The sequence below is a fragment of the Allobosea sp. CRIB-10 genome, assembly GCF_900112185.1.
GTDB lineage: Bacteria > Pseudomonadota > Alphaproteobacteria > Rhizobiales > Beijerinckiaceae > Allobosea.
This window is the reverse complement of record NZ_FOKP01000028.1, coordinates 1-15,380: the sequence shown is the minus strand read 5'-3', so window position 1 is coordinate 15,380 and position 15,380 is coordinate 1. Positions and strand designations below refer to the sequence as shown.

Below are 15,380 nucleotides of genomic sequence, written 5' to 3'. Positions count from 1 at the left end.
TCAATGATATCAATAATTTGTCTGGATTAACCATGTTGGCATGTCGCTTGCCACCTGTTTGCCGTGGCCACCGCGCTGGGGAGCGTCGGGGCGGCCACGGGACAGATCGGGAGCAGGAGCCGTGGAAAACGCGCTTCTCGTCAGCCTGTCGCGCCAGATGGCTCTGGCGCGCGAGCTCGACGTCATCGCCAACAACGTCGCCAATGTCGGCACGAACGGCTTCAAGGCCCGTTCGGCCCGCTTTGCCGAATACGTCTCGCCGACTGCGCGGGCCGACACGTTCCAGACACAGGATCGCCGGCTCTCCTATGTCATCGACAAGGGCACGCCGATCGACCTGTCGCTCGGCATGATCGAGCGCACCGGCAACCCGCTCGACGTCGCGGTGCAGGGCGACAACTACCTCGTCGTCCAGACCGCACAGGGCGAGCGCTACACCCGCGCCGGCTCGCTCGAGATCAACGGGCAGGGCCAGCTCGTCACCCAGGCCGGCCAGCCGGTGATGGGCGATGGCGGCCCCATCGTGTTCGGCTCGACCGAGAGCAACCCCCGCATCGCCACCGACGGCACCGTCACCTCCGACCAGGGCCAGCGCGGCAAGCTCCGGATCGTGCGCTTCGACAATCCCCGGGCGCTGGCCAGCGACGGCACCAACCTGTTCTCCTCGACCGCCGCCGCCCAGCCGGCGGGACCGCTGGCGCGGCTGGAAACCGGGGCGATCGAGCGCTCCAACGTCAAGGCCGTGGTCGAGATGACCCGCCTCGTCGAGGTCCAGCGCGCCTACCAGACCCTGTCGGCGATGATGGGCAAGACCGACGAATTGCGCGCCAAGGCGATCACCCGCCTAGCCGACCAGCAAGCCTGAACCGGAAAGGAGCCAGATCCATGCGCGCGCTCTACACCGCCGCCACCGGCATGATGGCCCAGGAACTCAACGTCCAGGTCATCTCGAACAACATCGCGAACGTCCGCACCACCGGCTACAAGCGCCAGCGCGTGCATTTCCAAGACCTGCTCTACGAGCATTTCCGCCGCGCCGGCACGCAGACCTCGGACCAGAACACGCAGGTTCCGGCCGGCACCTTCGTCGGCTCGGGCGTCAAGACCTCCTCGACCGGCCGGGTGATGAGCCAAGGTAACCTGACGCCGACCGAGAAGCAGTACGATGTCGCGATCCGCGGCGAGGGCTTCTTCCGCATCCAGATGCCGGACGGGCGCACCGCCTATTCGCGCGACGGCTCCTTCGACCTCGACAGCCAGGGCCGGCTGGTGACCCGCGACGGCTATGTCGTCCAGCCCGGCATCACCGTCCCGAACAATGCGACGGGCGTCTCGATCAACGCGCAGGGCACGGTCGAGGTGACGCTGCCCGGCCAGACCGCGCCGCAGCAGCTCGGCCAGATCCAGCTCTCGCGCTTCATCAACAAGGTCGGCCTCGAATCGATCGGCGACAACCTGTTCGTCGAGACGGCCGGCTCCGGCCCGGCGATCGACGGGCTGGGCGGCGAGGAAGGCTTCGGCACGATGCAGCAGAACTATCTGGAAGAAGGCAACGTCCAGGCCGTCACCGAATTGTCCTCGCTGATCGCGGCGCAGCGCGCCTACGAGATGAACTCGAAGGTGATCTCGGCTGCCGACCAGATGATGCAGTCCACCTCGCAGATCATGCGCTGAGGAAGGATGAGCCAGATGATCCGCTCCGTTTTTCTCATCGCCGCCCTGACCGCGATCCCGGCCATGGCCCCGGCACAGACAGCCGCCCCGGCCGGCGAACGCGCTCCGGCCGCGACGCCGGCGACCGCAACCAAGCTCAAGCTCAAGACCGATCTGACGCTGTCACGCGACATCGTCGGCTTCGGCGACCTGATCGCCGGCCTGTCGCCGCAGGATGGGGCGCTGCCCGCCTTCCGCGCTCCGGCGCTCGGCGAGACCGGCACCATCCAAGTCAGCCGCATCGTCGAGGCTGCGATGAAGCAGGGCCTTCTGCGCGACGCCCTCGATCTCGACAGCCAGGGCGTCGCCCAGGTGGTGGTGACGCGGGCGGCGCGCCGGATCACCGGGCTCGATGTCGAGGCTGCGGTGAAATCGGCGCTGCTCGAGCGTTTCGGCTTCGACGGGCGCGCCTTCTCGCTGCTGCTCGACGGCGGCGCACCGTCGGTGGTGGTCGAACCGGAACTGACCGGCGACCTCACCGCGCTCGACCTGAACTACGATGCGCGCTCGCGTCGCGTCACCGGCCGGCTGAGCATGCCGGGCAGCGCCGCGACGCGGCTGAAGCCGGTGCGTGTCTCGGGCCAGCTGGTCGAGACCGCCGAAGTCGTGGTGCCGCTACGCACGATCGCCCGCGGCGAGACCCTGACCGCCGCCGACGTCACGCTCGAGCGCCGGCCGCGCGATGCGCAGTTCAACGACGTGCTCGGCGAGATGAAGGCGGCGGTCGGCAAGGTCGCCAAGCGGATGCTGGTGGCCGGATCGGTGCTGCGCAACAGCGATGTCCAGCGCGAGGAGGTCGTCGGCCGCGGCGAGATCGTCACCATCGTCTACGAATCGCGTGGCGTCGCCATCAGCCTGCGCGGCCGGGCTAACGAGGCCGGCGCGGTGGGCGACGTCATCTCGATCACCAATCCCCAGTCGAAGCGCGTGCTGCAGGGAACCGTCACCGGTCCCGGACGCGTCAATGTCAGCCCGCAGGGCGGCGGCCAGATCGCGGCTGCGCGCTGATGGCGATCCTTTTGCTCCAGTTGCGGACCGTTCCCATGACCCGGACCAACCCTTTCGCCATCCCCGCCGCGCTTAGCCTCAGCCTGCTGCTCGGCGCCTGCGGCGCCGCCGACCGGCTCGCCAATGTCGGCCAGGCGCCGGCGCTGTCGCCGATCGAGGATCCCACCGCGACCAAGGGCTACAAGCCCGTCCAGATGCCGATGCCGGCCGTGGAGCACGCTTCCTACGCGCCGAACTCGCTCTGGCGCACCGGCTCGCGTGCCTTCTTCAAGGACCAGCGCGCCCGCCTCGTCGGCGACCTCGTCACCGTCAAGGTCAAGGTCACAGACCGGGCGCAGCTCGACAACACCACCAAGCGCAGCCGCAAGAACGGCGAGGAGTTCGGCGCCGAGAATGTCTTCGGCCTCGAGACCAAGTGGAAGCCGAAGGCCGATCCGAGCTCGCTGCTGAAGCTGGACTCCGACGCGTCCAGCGAAGGTTCCGGCTCGGTGCGCCGGGCCGAGCAGCTCGCCACCAACGTCGCGGCCGTCGTCACCCAGACCCTGCCGAACGGCAACCTGGTGATCGAGGGCAAGCAGGAGATCAGGGTCAATTTCGAGGTGCGCGAGCTGATCGTCGCCGGCGTGATCCGGCCGGAGGACATCGAGTCCGACAACACCATCGAATCGACCAAGATCGCCCAGGCCCGCATCGCCTATGGCGGCCGCGGCCAGATCACCGATGTGCAGCAGCCGCGCTACGGCCAGCAGGTGATGGACATCCTGCTGCCCTTCTGAGGCATGTCCCGGACAAGTGGAAACCGGTTTTCCGAGACAGGACATGCCTGAACGATAGCTCCCACCCGAGTTTCCGGCGCGACGGCAACGCTCCCCACGTTCCAAGCTTTCGCGCCGGACCGGCGGTCTCTCCCGAGCCGCCATTCCTCCCGGCCGCCCGCCACGCTCCCCAGCCATCCAAGGCTGGCGGCCAGAAGCCCCGCGCCTCCCGCGCGGGGCTTTGCCATGCGAGGCGGACGTCGCTGGTTTGAGTGCCGGAGATGCGTCAAAAGTCGACGGGATCGGGAAGCCTCTCTCAACGAAAAAAAGGCCCCGCAGTTGCCTGCGGGGCCTTCGACGAGAGGCGATATCCTGGCCGCGTCTCAATCGTCGCGGAAGACCCGCTCATTGCGTTCGTGGCGCTCCTGCGCCTCCAGCGAGAGCGTCGCGATCGGGCGGGCTTCCAGGCGCTTGAGCGAGATCGGCTCGCCGGTCTCCTCGCAATAGCCGTAGGAGCCGTCCTCGATGCGGGAGAGGGCGGCGTCGATCTTGGAGATCAGCTTGCGCTGGCGGTCTCGGGCGCGCAGCTCGATGGCGCGATCGGTTTCCGAGGAGGCGCGATCGGCGATGTCCGGGTGGTTCTCGCTCTCGCTCTGCAAGGTGACCAGGGTCTCCTTGGCCTCCTTGAGGATCTCCTCCTTCCAGGCGAGCAGCTTGCCGCGGAAATATTCCCGCTGCCGCTCGTTCATGAACGGCTCGCTGTCGGTGGGCTTGTAGTCAGGGGCAAGACTGATCTGCTTCGACATGGCAGGCCTTCTGCATGAGCGTCCGAAGGCCTCGCCGGCTTTGCCGTGTCGAGGCCGCCGATTTGGCGCCCTTATAGCGACTGGTCACATCCGGAACAATCGCTTTCGCGCAGCCGTGAACAAGCTGGCAAAGCGCTGGAAAATCAGCGCAATCGGCTGATCGCCGCGGCAATGTCGGCCGCGAGCGGCACGGCGATCGTCCGGCGATAGTGGGTATGGTCGAAATAGTTGTCCGGCTCGCGATTCTCCGGACGGTCGACGCGCCAGTCGACGAGGGCGGTGCGCGGGCGCTCCGCGGCGAGCCTGGCATAGGCGCCTCGGCAAGCGGCGTCGGCCTCTGCCTCGGGCGTGCCGGGCACGGGCAGGGCGGTGACGAGGTTCGGCGGCCGCACGAGCACGACCGGCACGCCGGGAGCGGCGCGCTCGAGCAGTTGGCGCAACGCAACGGCCGCGGGGAACTGCCCAGTCAGGTTACCGCCGCTGATATCGAGATGCTTACGCAGTTCGTCGCGATGCTTTTGCACGGCGACATAGCCGTGGGCCTCGTAGCCGGACTCGTAATCCCAATAGCCGTCCGGGCGTGCGCGTTCCGGCGAGCGTGTCGTGAGATAGCCCAGGCGGCGCAGACTTTCCTCGACCGCATCGAAGCGTAGCAGCCCGCGCAGATAGGCGAGGTGCGAGCGCTCGTACAGCCAGAACGGGAACGGATGGTCGACCGGTCGGTTTGGGTCCGCAAAGCACCATTGCCGGTCGATGCCGATCACCAGCGCCTTCGCCGGTTCCTTGCGATTGCGCAGGAACCAGTCGAGCAGGACGAGCGTCTCGCGCGCGCCGGTGGCGGGAGCGATCAGCGAGACGAAGGGGATGCCGGTCTGCTGCGTCAACTGCTCCGGCTGAACCAGCTGGATATGCGAGTTGCCGAAGACTGCGCCGGCGAAGGCGGGATCGCGGCCGCGGCTCGCGGCGGCGGTGCGCGGGCCCTGCGGCCTGACGCCGGTCTTGAGCGCGAAAGGCGAGCGCCCGCTGTCATAAGGGTCGATCAGCAGGGAGAGCGCCAGCAAGGCCCCCGCGATCGCCGCGCCGGCGATCAGGAAGGTCCGGACGAAGCCGCGCCAGCGCGCTTCAGAACTGGAAGTAGATGAATTCATAATTGGCGTCGTCGCCGATCTTGAACAGGATCAGTACGAAGAGAATGGCGGTGAGGACGGCGAGCCAGCGTGCCGGCGTCGCCTTGTGCACCGCCGCCCAGGCGGTCGGGCCGATCACGGCGACGGCGATCGCGGGCAGGAAGGCGCGCCATTTGAAGCCGGTGCCGATGGGGCCGAAGCCGAGCATGCCCTTGTAGACGGCGAGCGCGGCGTCGAAGGAGGTGGCGCGGAACAGCACCCAGCAGAAGGCGACGAAAAGGAAGGTCAGGGCCCAGCCTAGCAGCTTCGGCATCGGCAGTCCGGCGCGGCGCCAGAGCACGCCGATGGCGAGCACGACGCCATGCGCCGCGCCCCAGGCGACGAAGTTGAGGCCGGCGCCGTGCCAGAGGCCGCCGAGCGCCATGGTGGCGAACAGCGCCCAGAGCTGCAGCGGCAAGCCGTGCCGCGAGCCGCCGAGCGGGATGTAGAGATAATCGCGCAGGAAGCGCGACAAGGTCATGTGCCAGCGCCGCCAGAAATCCTGCAGGCTGGTGGCGCGATAGGGCACGTCGAAATTCTGCGGCAGCACGATGCCGAAGAGCAGGGCCAGGCCGAGCGCCATGTCGGTGTAGCCGGAGAAGTCGAAATAGATCTGGAAGGTGAAGGCCAGCGTGCCCTGCCAGGCCTGCGCCATGCTCACCACCTCGCCGGCGGCGGCCGCGGCGAAGACCGGATTGGCATATTCGGAGAGCGGGTCGCCGATCAGCACCTTCTTCGCCAGGCCGATCGTCAGGAGCATGATGCCGCGGGCGACGCGCTCGGCGGCATCGGGGCGCAGATAGGGCCGCTCCTCGAACTGGTGCATGATCTCGCGCCAGCGCACCAGCGGCCCGGCCAGCACCTGCGGGAAGAAGGCGATGTAGAGCGCATAGCGGACGAGATCGTAGCGCGGCGCTTCGCCCCGGCGCAGATCGGTCAGGTACATCACATGGTGGAAAGTGAAGAAGGAGATGCCGAGCGGCAGCGCGAGATCGAGCTTCGTCGTCGGCAATCCCGGAATCATCGCAGCGAGACCGGCGAAGAAGTTGAAGTATTTGAACAGCGCCAGAATGGCGAGGTTGATCGCGATGGCGAGCGTGATCAACATCCTGCGCTTGGTCTTCAGGAAGGCTTCGGCGATCAGCCAGTTGAGCAGGATCGAGAAGGCGAGCAGCGGCACGAAGCGCCAGTCCCACCAGCCATAGAAGGCGAAAGAGAGCGCTGCCAGCAACGGCAGCCGCCAGGCCGGCGCAAAGCGCTCGACCAGCCAGTGCAGGGCGAGCGCGAGGGGCAGGAAGCCGAGCAGGAAGACGAAGGAGTTGAACAGCATCAGGCGGGCGAGGGCGGCGATAGAGCGCCGCCTTAGACGATTATCGCCGCCCTGTCATGGCCGAGAGGGTCGCGTTCGCTGCGGTCGCTTGCCCCATGGAGCAGTGCGCTCCACGCAGGGATCAGCCGCCGGTTCTGTTCCGGCGATACGATGACGGTCTAAATGTCCGTCCTCCGAGGCAGGATCACCAGGTCGCGGATCGTGACATTGCGCGGGCGGGTCAGCATGACGTGTACGGCTTCGGCCCGCCACGACGATGATGTCGCCTGCAAGGCGAGCGGCCTGCGACGGCTCCTCCACCCGCCGAGCCGCCTGCGCCGCAAGCCAATCGGGCAAGGAAAGGCCCTCGGCTTCAGCGAGGCGCCGGCGCGATCCCTAATTGAGCGACATCGACCGGGGCAGCCAGAGCGCCAGATCGGGCCAGGCCAGCAGCATGGCGATCAGTGCGAAGGGGGCGACCAGGAAGGGCAGCACGCCGCGATACATCGCGCCCAGGCTGATCTCCGGCGCCTGTGTCCGGATCATGAAGAGGTTCATCCCGACGGGCGGGTGGATCAGTCCGATCTCGACGACGATGACGAGCAACACGCCGAACCAGATCGGATCGTAGCCGCTCGAGAGCACCAGCGGCAGCAGCACCGGCACCGTCACCAGCACCATGCCGATGCCTTCGAGGAAGCAGCCGAGGAAGATGTAGAAGGCGATCAGCAGCAGCATCACCGCGAGCGGCGACAGGCCGAGCGCGGCGATCCCCTTGACCACGGATTGCGCCATGCCGGTCTGCACGACGAAATAGGAGAAGATCGTCGAGCCCAGCACGATCAGAACGAGATTGGCGGTGATCCGCGTCGTCTCGGTGAAGGCGGTGGTGATGTCGCCGCGAGTAAAGCCTTTGCGCAGCAGGCCGAGCAGCAGCGCGCCGAAGGCGCCGACGGCGGCGGCCTCCGTTGGGCTGAACCAGCCGAGATAGATGCCGCCGAAGGTGACGAGGAAGAGCGCCGCCACGTCCCAGATGGTGAGGATGAGCCGGAAGGCCTGCGCCTTGCCTTCGCTCGGCAGTTTAGGCGCCGCCTCGGGGCGAATGCGTACCCAAATCCAGACGGTCAGCAGATAGAGCGCAGTCAATACGAGGCCGGGGATCAGCACGGCGGCGAAGAGCTTGATGATCGAGAGCTGTGCGATGATGCCGTAGATCATCAGGATCAGCGAGGGCGGGATCAGGATGCCGAGCGTACCGCCGGCCGCGACCACACCGGCGGCGAGCGCCGGCGAGTAGCCGGCCTTCAGCATCTGCGGGATCGAGATCCGGCTCATCGTCGCGGCCGTCGCCAGCGAGGAGCCGCAGACCGCGCCGAAGGCGGCGGAAGCGCCGACCGCGGCCATGGCGAGCGAGCCGCGCATCCCGGCGAAGATCGCATTGCTCGCGCGGAACAGGTCGCCCGAGAGGCCGGCCATCGTCGCCAGCGCGCCCATCAGCGTGAACAGTGGCAGAACGGAGAGCGTATAGGCCGAGGAGAGCTCGAGCGGCACCGCTCCGAAGACGAGGCGGGCCTTGGCGAAGCCGTCGATCGCGGCATAGCCGACGAAACCGACGAGGCCGAGCGCGACGCCGACCGGAATCCGCGCCAGGATCATGCCAACCAGTGTCGCCATGCCGATCAGGCCGATGGAGGTCGCGCTCATGAGGCGGCTCCGTTGTTGCCGTGCAGGGCCGGAGGAGGAGAGACAGCTGCGTCGGCGGCGCGTGGTAAGGCACGGACTTGCCCGATCGCGCGGCCGAGCACGACGAAGACCGAGACGACCAGCGCCAGCTCGATCGCCAGCAGCAGCAGGAAGATCGGCACCGGCAGATCGGGCTTCTGGTCGCCGAAGCGATAGGCGTCGGTGAGCGGCTGGAGCAGGGTCACGGCCAGCAAGGCCAGGAAGCCGAGCGTGGCCACCTCGCCGGCGAGCCGCATCGCCGCCAGGGTCCGGGGACGAACCATCGTATCGAACAGATCGACCTTGATCTGCTCGTCGCGGCGGAAGCATTCCGGCAAGGCGAGGAAGGCGACGAGCACCAGCGTGACCTCGACCAGGTCGAGCGTGCCGTGCAGCGGCTTGTTGAAGGCAAGCCGTGCACCGATATCGACCATCGTCCAGAGCACCATCACCGCGAGCGCCAGCGCTCCGGCGATGGTCAGGAGACGCACCGGGTCGAGGCGGCGGAGCTTGCCGGGGCTCATTTGGCGGCACCGACGGCGGCGCGCAGCTCGTCATAGAACTGCCTGGCCTTGAGGCCTTTGGCCTCGACCCTGGCGATGAAGTTCGCGGTGATCGGCTTGGCGAGCTGCTCGAAGGCTGCGCGTTCGGCGCCGGAGAGCTCAGGGATCTCGGCATTGGCGGCGCGCAGATAGGCGCGGCCTTCCGCCTCGGCCTGGTCGTAGATCGCGCCGACCTTGCGGGCGGCGGCCGGACCTGTGGTGTCGTCGATCAGCTTGCGCAGGTCCTCGGGCAGCGATTTGTACCTCTCGGCGTTCATCACCAGCGCGAAGGTGCCGGCGGCGGCGTCGAGCTGCGTCACCGATTTGACGCTCTCGGCCATCTGGAAGGACTTCGCCGCCTCGTAATTGAAGAACATGCCGGCGATCGTGCCCTTGGAGAGCGAGTCCGACAGCTCGGCCGGAGGGACGGCGGCGGGTGTCGCGCCCCAGGCTTCCAGCATCGCCGAGGCGATCGGGCCGTTATGGCGCATGCGCAGGCCGCGCATCCCGGCCGGGCTCTTCACCGCCGGCCGGTTGAAGAACAGGCTCAAGGTCGGCGTCGCGATGAAATAGAGCGGCCTGGTGCCCTCGTGCTCGGCCGCGAGCTTGCCGGAGAGCTCGGTCAGGATGCCGGAAGCCTCGGCCGTGCTCAGCGCCTTGGCGCTCGCCCCTTCGCCGCGATTGAAGGCGTAGGGCAGATGCGAGATCTCGGTCAGCGGGAAGCGGCCGGGCAGGGCGCCATGCAGGAAGAAGGCGATGTCGGCGACGCCGGTGCGGGCGAGATCGTATTGCCGCGGCATCGGCCCCATCTGCGCGGCCGGGAAAATGGCGAGCTTGAGCCGGCCATTGGAGCGCTGCGCCAGCTCGGCGCTCCAGGCTTCCAGCTGCTTGTGCATCTGGTGGTTCGGCGGCAGGTAATGCGAGACCTTCAGCTCGATGGTCTGCGCGAGGGCTCCAGCGCTCGCCAGCGAAACCGTCAACGCCGCGCCGAGCAAGGCACCGATCACTCCCTGTTTCATCGTATCCTCCCCGTTCTGTGGTCTTGTTTCTTGTGCTTTGGTCCTAGGCGGCCGTGGCCGGTATCCCGATCGCGGCCTCCAGCTTCCTGCCGCCGGTGACGATGGCGAGCAGCGCCTCGCAATCGGCCGGGAGCGCATCGCCGCGCCAGGCGACATGCTGGTCCGGCCGGATCAGCGCGAAGCGCGCGCCATAGCGAGCCGGCAGGCGCTTATCGCCCGGCAGCAGCAGCTTCACCGGCACGCCGAGACGGGTCGCGGCAGCGAGCAGCGGCGCTGCGTCCGTCCCGTCGCCGGCGGTGGCGAGCAGGGTGAAACCCTGGCCGAAATGGTCGTAGAGCGAGGAGCCGTCGGCGAGCCAGAGATGCGGCGCGAGGCAACCCGGATGGGCCGAGGGCACATAGAGCATGAAATGCTCGACCGGCGGGGCGCTGCCATCGGGCACGATGATCGGGGAATCCTCGTAGCGGGTGCCGAGCACGATCCCGAGCGTGCGGAATTCGCGCAGCTTGGTCGCCTCGATGATCTCGCCGACCTCGCGCCGCGTGGCGTCGCCGAGCGGACCGGGCTCTTCCAGCCCCGGCCGGACCAGCTGGTTGCCGACGGCGCCGTAATTGATCACGGCTTCGGCGATGGTGCGCTCATGCACCTTGCGGCGCTCGGCCGCATAGCTCGCGAGCAGCTTCGGCCCACCCCAGCCCTGCAGCACCGCTGCCAGCTTCCAGCCGAGATCGACGGCGTCGCCGATGCCCATGTTCATGCCGAAGCCGCCGAAGGGCGGATGCAGATGGCAGGCGTCGCCGGCGAGGAAGACCCGGCCCTTCTCGTAGCGGTCGGCGACCAGGCGATGCGCGACCCAAGGATCGCGGCCGACGATCTCGATGGCGAGGTCGGCGAGACCGGTGCCGCGGCGGATCAGCTCGACGGGATCGACGCTGGCCGGGTCGACATCATTGGCGAGCTTGGTCGCCATGAAGAACCAGAGGCCCTCGCTATCCATCGGCCCGAGCAGCGAGGGCACCTCCTCGTTGACCATCCAGTACATGATCGCCGGCCCATGGGCGTGGCGCGAGGCCAGCGCGGGCGCGCGGAAGATGATGTTGTAATTCCTGGAGAAGGCGCCTTCGCCCTCCATCCGGGCGCCGATCGCCTCGCGCACCGAGCTGCGCGCGCCGTCGGCGCCGATCAGATAGGCGCTGGATACCTCACGTTCCGCGCCGCTGGTCACGTCCCTCAGGCGCGAAACCACGCCGCTTCCGTCATCGATGAAGGAGGCGAGCTCGGTGTTGAAGCTTATCTCGACGCCGGGCAGCGAGGCCGCATGCTGGCGCAAGACTTCCTCGAGCACATATTGCGGCACCCATTGAGCCTCCTCTGAATAGAGGTCGTTGCGGGCGCGGCTGCCGTTCAGCGCATTGCCGAAGCGGGCGAGCTCGGGCCCGTTCATCCGCGTCGCGAACACGACGTTTGAAGGATAGTCGGGCGGGATCGGCGAGGCCGCGCGCAAGGCATCGGCGATGCCCCAGCGGCGCAAATGCTCGCGGCTGCGGACATTGGTGGTCTTGGCGCGCGGCGAATAGCCGACGCGGTCGTTGCGCTCGACGACGAGGCAGCGGATGCCGCGCTGGCCGAGCTCGATCGCGGCCGCGAGGCCGACCGGCCCGGCGCCGGCGATCAATACGTCGATGTCCTTGCCGGTCCTGGTCATGGTTGCCGCTCCGCCAAATGCCGTCAGGCCGCGGCCCGTTCGGCCGCTTCCTGCGCGATCGGGTTGACCAGCAGGCCGATGCCCTCGACCTCGACCTCGCAGAGATCGCCGGGCTTCATGAAGAGCTGGGGCTTGCGCGCGACGCCGACGCCGGCCGGCGTGCCGGTGACGATAACGTCGCCGGGCTCCAGCGTGATCGCTTCGCTGATGATCGCGATCAGGCTCGCGACATCGAAGACCATGTCGTCGGTGCTCGCGCTCTGCACGGTCTCACCGTTCAGCCTTGTCGCGATCTTGAGGCCACGCGCGCCGGGCGGCAGTTCGTCCGCGGTGACTAGGGCTGGGCCGAAGGCGCCGGTGCCGTCGAAATTCTTGCCGACGGTCCATTGCGGCGCCTTGAACTGGTAGTCGCGCACCGAGCCTTCGTTGAAGACGGCATAGCCGGCGACATGGTCGAGCGCGTTCGCCTTGGGGACATGCTTGCCGCGCCGGCCGATCACCGCCGCGATCTCGCCCTCATAGTCGAGCTGATCCGAGAGATTGGGCCGGATCAGCGGCGCCTTGTGGCCGATCAGGCTGGTCGAGAAGCGGCCGAACAATGTCGGATAGTCCGGCTGCTTGAAGCCACTCTCGGCCGAGTGATCGGCATAGTTCAGACCGACGCAGATGATCTTGCCGGGGCGCGGCACCACCGGCAGGAAAATCGTGCGCTCGGGGTCGAGAACGGCCGCGGCCGGCGCGCTGTCGAGCGCCTTGGCAATGGCTGCGCGGGCGGCCTCTCCGCCGGCGAGGAAGGCGAGCATATCGCCCGGCAGGCCCGGGTCGGCCTTGGCGAGATCGATCAGCTCCTGGCCGCGATAGGCAGCGAGAACAGGCTTGCCGTCGCTCTGGATGGTGGCGAGACGCATGGGTTTTCTCCTTGGCGCCTCCAGCCGGCATGGCGAGGCGGTGAACGTCGGGATCGTCAAGCGGCGCCGAACAGGACGGCGAGCCGCCGCTCGGCGAAGAGCCAGGTGCCGTCCGGCTCCATGGCGTAGCGATCGGCGTATTCGGCGATGAGCAGCGGCGCGGCCGAGCCTTCACTCGGCCCGTCATGGCGGTAGAGCGTCAGCACGACCCAGCCGCGCGCCGCATCCGGAGCGACGGGCTCGATCAGGATGTTGCTCTGGACATGGCGCGAGCGGCGCTCGCTCATCGCAGCGCGCTGGCGGCCCCATTCGGCGATGGCCGCGCGGCCGATCTTGTCGGGACCGACCCCGTAGAGCGCTGCATCCTGCGCGAAGAGTTCGCCGACCTTGTCCGCCTCGCCATGGTCGATCAGCCAGGCATGGCGCTGGATCAGCTGCTCGATCGCGAGCCTGTCCTGCGGGGCGAGCACGGCGCTGCTCACGCCGGCAGTCCGAGATCGGGCGTAGTCGCCGGCTGATAGTCGCCGCGCCGCATCGCGACATGCAGCTCGTCGAATCCCTGGCCGCCCTTGTGGGCCTGATAGACCCGCTCCGGATCGAAGAAGGTGCCGATCGGATTGCTGGCGAAGTCCGGCGAGGAGCGCATCCATTCGCTCGACTGGCGCCAGTCGCCATAGCTGTCGCATTGCAGCTCGACGAAATTGCCCTCGGGGTCCTTGTAGTAGATCGAGATCGTCATGCCGTGGTCGAGGCTGAAGGCAGGCGCGATGCCCTCGTCGCGCAGACGGGCATAGGACGACATCAGGTCAGCGAAGCTCTCGTATTCGAAAGCGCTGTGGTGGATGCCGTTATGGCTGCGCTTGTCGGGATCGTCGCCGAGGCCAGGCGCCGACAGGAAGGCGACGCGGTGATTGGCTTCGTCATTGGTCGTCCAGGCATTGTTGGCGTCCTGGAAGGTCGGCCGGGCCCCGACGACCGTGCCGTACCACGCCACCATCTCGGCGAGCCGGCTCGTCTTGAAGGTGACGTGATGGAATGCGGGCTTGATGATCTCCATGGCGTCCTCCCGAAAGGGCCGTCTCCCGGTTCTCCGAGGCGGCCGCTGCTTGTTCGTGAGGAATGGCTATCGCTGCCAGAGATACCCGAATAGATGGAAAAATTGCAGGAGCGATAGCAAATCGGTATCGTTCGAGCGATACGCAGGGGGCGGGTCGATGAAGCTCGATCACTTCGAGGAGGTGGTGGCGATCGCCGAGCGCGGCAGCATGCGGGCTGCGGCCCGGCATCTGCAGATCGCCCAGCCGGCGCTGACCCGCAGCCTCGCCTTGCTGGAACGCGAGCTCGGCGCCCCGCTGTTCGAACGCCGCGCCCGCGGCGTGGTCGCGACGCCTTTGGGTGAGGCCTTCATTGCCCGCGCCCGGTCGATCCTGACCGAGATCAGGCGCACGCGCGAGGAGGTCGAGCAGCTGAGAGGCGCCGGCACCGGGACGGTCACGGTCGGGCTGTCGATCGCGGCGCACCTTGCTTTGCTGCCGCCGAGCCTGCGCCCGTTTCGCACGCGCTATCCCGACATCAGGCTGCACATCATCGAGGGCTTTTACCCCACCCTCGAAGAACGCCTGCGCGACGGCACCGTCGATTTCTACATCGGTCCCGATGGCGGCGCGCAGCCGGTCCCGCAATTGAGCCGGGAGGTGCTGTTCCACAATCGCCGCATCGTCCTGTGCCGGGCCGGCCATCCATTGGCCGCGGCGACCTCTTTGCGCGAGCTCGTCGGCCAGGACTGGGTCACGACCTCGATCACCGCCGATGCCAGCGACGAGATCAACGACTTCTTCGCCCGCCACCATCTGCCGCCGCCGCGCCTGGCGGTCCGCAGCCAGTCGGCCCTGACCTTGCTGACCTGTCTCGCCAACAGCGACCTGCTGGCGATGGTCCCGGCGCAGTGGGAGCGTTTCGAGATGACTGGCAAGGCCCTGAACACGATCAGGGTCGAGGAAGAGCTGACGGCACCGCCGCTGGTTCTCGTCAGGCGTTCCGACCTGCCCCTAACCCCCGCCGCGCTGCACCTGCTCGACCTGATGCGCCGGGCGACATCTCGCCTGGCCGCGGAGAGCTAGCTGTTGCAGCAGCGGCGCACGACCATGAACGCCGGCCATCGGCCATCAAGGTGTCCGAGCCCCGATAGCGGACCATCTTGCATAAGCGACTCGTATTTCGCCGGCTGGGTCGCTAGCGTAATCGATGTGTGTTGCGTAGCGATGAGGTGGTGCCATGCCGAACGCCGACGCCGTGACGATCTCGTCTTATGAAGAGCGGAAGGCTGCGGTGCTGCGAGCCGCGCAGCTGATCTCATCCGCGCGGGGCTCCGAGGGGGAGCGGGAATTCGAGATGCTGACCGAGGCTATCGCAGAGTTCGACATCTGTCAGGACGCTCTCGACTTCATCGAGATTCCACCGGCTTTCATGCAGTTCCTATCCAGCGGGCATCGAGGCCAGGTTTCAAGCAGTCGTCGCTGAAAAGGGCTGGCCGGTCGGCAACGCGGTCGAAAGCGGTTTTGCGTGCATCACCGAGGGCGCGCGGTGGTCTGGCATCAGGCCGATATTTGGTACCCGTCATAGACGATCTTGTCAGAGTGGACTGCCCCCGGTCCGTTAGACATCGCCGACCTATCCTTTGAGCATAGGAGGTTGGTCATGAGTTCGCAGAGATTTGCACCGGAATTC

16 protein-coding genes and 1 pseudogene are annotated in these 15,380 nt (G+C 67.4%); 6 read left to right on the top strand and 11 right to left on the bottom strand.

Annotated elements, in window-relative coordinates; genetic code table 11:
* The first annotated feature begins 121 nt into the window (after positions 1-121).
* From flgF to flgH, 4 genes are read left to right on the top strand one after another with little or no spacing between them, the layout of a single operon-like run.
* Positions 122-865 (top strand): flagellar basal-body rod protein FlgF, encoded by a 744-nt coding sequence (flgF, locus tag BMZ69_RS25925; RefSeq protein ID WP_092162331.1) that lies wholly within the window; start codon positions 122-124, stop codon positions 863-865.
* Positions 866-885: 20 nt separating this feature from the next.
* A complete protein-coding gene (gene flgG / locus BMZ69_RS25920) occupies positions 886-1,674 on the top strand; it encodes a flagellar basal-body rod protein FlgG (RefSeq protein ID WP_092162329.1) in 789 nt (262 codons plus the stop codon).
* A gap of 15 nt (positions 1,675-1,689) precedes the next feature.
* Complete coding sequence (flgA, locus tag BMZ69_RS25915) at positions 1,690-2,721, top strand: flagellar basal body P-ring formation chaperone FlgA (protein WP_175506979.1); 1,032 nt, start codon at positions 1,690-1,692, stop codon at positions 2,719-2,721.
* A gap of 35 nt (positions 2,722-2,756) precedes the next feature.
* The gene (gene flgH, locus BMZ69_RS25910; protein ID WP_092162481.1) at positions 2,757-3,497 is read left to right on the top strand and encodes a flagellar basal body L-ring protein FlgH; all 741 of its coding nucleotides are present in this window, start codon (positions 2,757-2,759) and stop codon (positions 3,495-3,497) included.
* A gap of 362 nt (positions 3,498-3,859) precedes the next feature.
* Here the strand turns inward: flgH and dksA are convergent, their stop codons facing one another.
* The 11 genes and pseudogenes from dksA to BMZ69_RS25860 form a co-directional block, all read right to left on the bottom strand.
* Positions 3,860-4,282 (bottom strand): RNA polymerase-binding protein DksA, encoded by a 423-nt coding sequence (gene dksA, locus BMZ69_RS25905; RefSeq protein WP_092162318.1) that lies wholly within the window; start codon positions 4,280-4,282, stop codon positions 3,860-3,862.
* 143 nt (positions 4,283-4,425) lie between these two features.
* A complete protein-coding gene (locus BMZ69_RS25900; RefSeq protein ID WP_244543544.1) occupies positions 4,426-5,430 on the bottom strand; it encodes a hypothetical protein in 1,005 nt (334 codons plus the stop codon).
* Complete coding sequence (locus BMZ69_RS25895) at positions 5,405-6,778, bottom strand: MBOAT family O-acyltransferase (protein WP_092162316.1); 1,374 nt, start codon at positions 6,776-6,778, stop codon at positions 5,405-5,407. Before BMZ69_RS25895 ends, BMZ69_RS25900 begins: the two co-directional genes overlap by 26 nt.
* 158 nt (positions 6,779-6,936) lie before the next feature.
* Positions 6,937-7,023 (bottom strand): annotated as a pseudogene (locus tag BMZ69_RS32195) (glucose dehydrogenase); the annotation flags it as partial.
* A gap of 130 nt (positions 7,024-7,153) precedes the next feature.
* Positions 7,154-8,461 carry a TRAP transporter large permease gene (locus BMZ69_RS25890; protein ID WP_092162314.1) on the bottom strand — a complete coding sequence of 436 codons (1,308 nt, stop codon included), beginning with the start codon at positions 8,459-8,461 and terminating at the stop codon, positions 7,154-7,156.
* Positions 8,458-9,003: a TRAP transporter small permease gene (locus BMZ69_RS25885; protein ID WP_092162312.1), complete on the bottom strand. Its 546-nt coding sequence runs from the start codon at positions 9,001-9,003 to the stop codon at positions 8,458-8,460. The genes BMZ69_RS25890 and BMZ69_RS25885 overlap by 4 nt, the downstream gene beginning before the upstream one ends.
* The gene (locus BMZ69_RS25880; protein WP_175506978.1) at positions 9,000-10,040 is read right to left on the bottom strand and encodes a TRAP transporter substrate-binding protein; all 1,041 of its coding nucleotides are present in this window, start codon (positions 10,038-10,040) and stop codon (positions 9,000-9,002) included. Before BMZ69_RS25880 ends, BMZ69_RS25885 begins: the two co-directional genes overlap by 4 nt.
* 43 nt (positions 10,041-10,083) lie before the next feature.
* Positions 10,084-11,745, bottom strand: a complete 1,662-nt coding sequence (locus BMZ69_RS25875; RefSeq protein ID WP_092162302.1) for an FAD-dependent monooxygenase — start codon at positions 11,743-11,745, stop codon at positions 10,084-10,086.
* A 23-nt stretch (positions 11,746-11,768) separates the two neighbouring features.
* Positions 11,769-12,653 (bottom strand): fumarylacetoacetate hydrolase family protein, encoded by an 885-nt coding sequence (locus tag BMZ69_RS25870; RefSeq protein WP_092162301.1) that lies wholly within the window; start codon positions 12,651-12,653, stop codon positions 11,769-11,771.
* A gap of 56 nt (positions 12,654-12,709) precedes the next feature.
* Entirely contained in the window at positions 12,710-13,135 is a 426-nt protein-coding gene (locus tag BMZ69_RS25865; RefSeq protein ID WP_175506977.1) for a nuclear transport factor 2 family protein, read from the bottom strand.
* Complete coding sequence (locus tag BMZ69_RS25860) at positions 13,132-13,710, bottom strand: VOC family protein (RefSeq protein WP_092162299.1); 579 nt, start codon at positions 13,708-13,710, stop codon at positions 13,132-13,134. The genes BMZ69_RS25865 and BMZ69_RS25860 overlap by 4 nt, the downstream gene beginning before the upstream one ends.
* Before the next feature lie 157 nt (positions 13,711-13,867).
* On the opposite strand from BMZ69_RS25860, the gene BMZ69_RS25855 reads away from it, so the two are divergent.
* Together BMZ69_RS25855 and BMZ69_RS25850 are read left to right on the top strand one after the other, a co-directional pair.
* Positions 13,868-14,773: a LysR family transcriptional regulator gene (locus BMZ69_RS25855; RefSeq protein ID WP_092162298.1), complete on the top strand. Its 906-nt coding sequence runs from the start codon at positions 13,868-13,870 to the stop codon at positions 14,771-14,773.
* Positions 14,774-14,927: 154 nt separating this feature from the next.
* Positions 14,928-15,173, top strand: coding sequence for a hypothetical protein (locus BMZ69_RS25850; RefSeq protein WP_092162297.1), 246 nt, complete (start codon positions 14,928-14,930; stop codon positions 15,171-15,173).
* Positions 15,174-15,380: the final 207 nt, after the last annotated feature.

Bases quoted from the DNA above. Each gene is read 5' to 3' on its own strand.
- flgH (WP_092162481.1), top strand. From the start codon at position 2,757: ATGACCCGGACCAACCCTTTCGCCATCCCCGCCGCGCTTAGCCTCAGC.
- BMZ69_RS25885 (WP_092162312.1), bottom strand. From the start codon at position 9,003: ATGAGCCCCGGCAAGCTCCGCCGCCTCGACCCGGTGCGTCTCCTGACC.
- BMZ69_RS25870 (WP_092162301.1), bottom strand. From the start codon at position 12,653: ATGCGTCTCGCCACCATCCAGAGCGACGGCAAGCCTGTTCTCGCTGCC.
- BMZ69_RS25880 (WP_175506978.1), bottom strand. From the start codon at position 10,040: ATGAAACAGGGAGTGATCGGTGCCTTGCTCGGCGCGGCGTTGACGGTT.
- flgA (WP_175506979.1), top strand. From the start codon at position 1,690: ATGATCCGCTCCGTTTTTCTCATCGCCGCCCTGACCGCGATCCCGGCC.
- dksA (WP_092162318.1), bottom strand. From the start codon at position 4,282: ATGTCGAAGCAGATCAGTCTTGCCCCTGACTACAAGCCCACCGACAGC.
- flgG (WP_092162329.1), top strand. From the start codon at position 886: ATGCGCGCGCTCTACACCGCCGCCACCGGCATGATGGCCCAGGAACTC.
- BMZ69_RS25855 (WP_092162298.1), top strand. From the start codon at position 13,868: ATGAAGCTCGATCACTTCGAGGAGGTGGTGGCGATCGCCGAGCGCGGC.
- BMZ69_RS25860 (WP_092162299.1), bottom strand. From the start codon at position 13,710: ATGGAGATCATCAAGCCCGCATTCCATCACGTCACCTTCAAGACGAGC.
- BMZ69_RS25890 (WP_092162314.1), bottom strand. From the start codon at position 8,461: ATGAGCGCGACCTCCATCGGCCTGATCGGCATGGCGACACTGGTTGGC.
- BMZ69_RS25900 (WP_244543544.1), bottom strand. From the start codon at position 5,430: ATGAATTCATCTACTTCCAGTTCTGAAGCGCGCTGGCGCGGCTTCGTC.
- BMZ69_RS25850 (WP_092162297.1), top strand. From the start codon at position 14,928: ATGCCGAACGCCGACGCCGTGACGATCTCGTCTTATGAAGAGCGGAAG.
- BMZ69_RS25895 (WP_092162316.1), bottom strand. From the start codon at position 6,778: ATGCTGTTCAACTCCTTCGTCTTCCTGCTCGGCTTCCTGCCCCTCGCG.
- BMZ69_RS25875 (WP_092162302.1), bottom strand. From the start codon at position 11,745: ATGACCAGGACCGGCAAGGACATCGACGTATTGATCGCCGGCGCCGGG.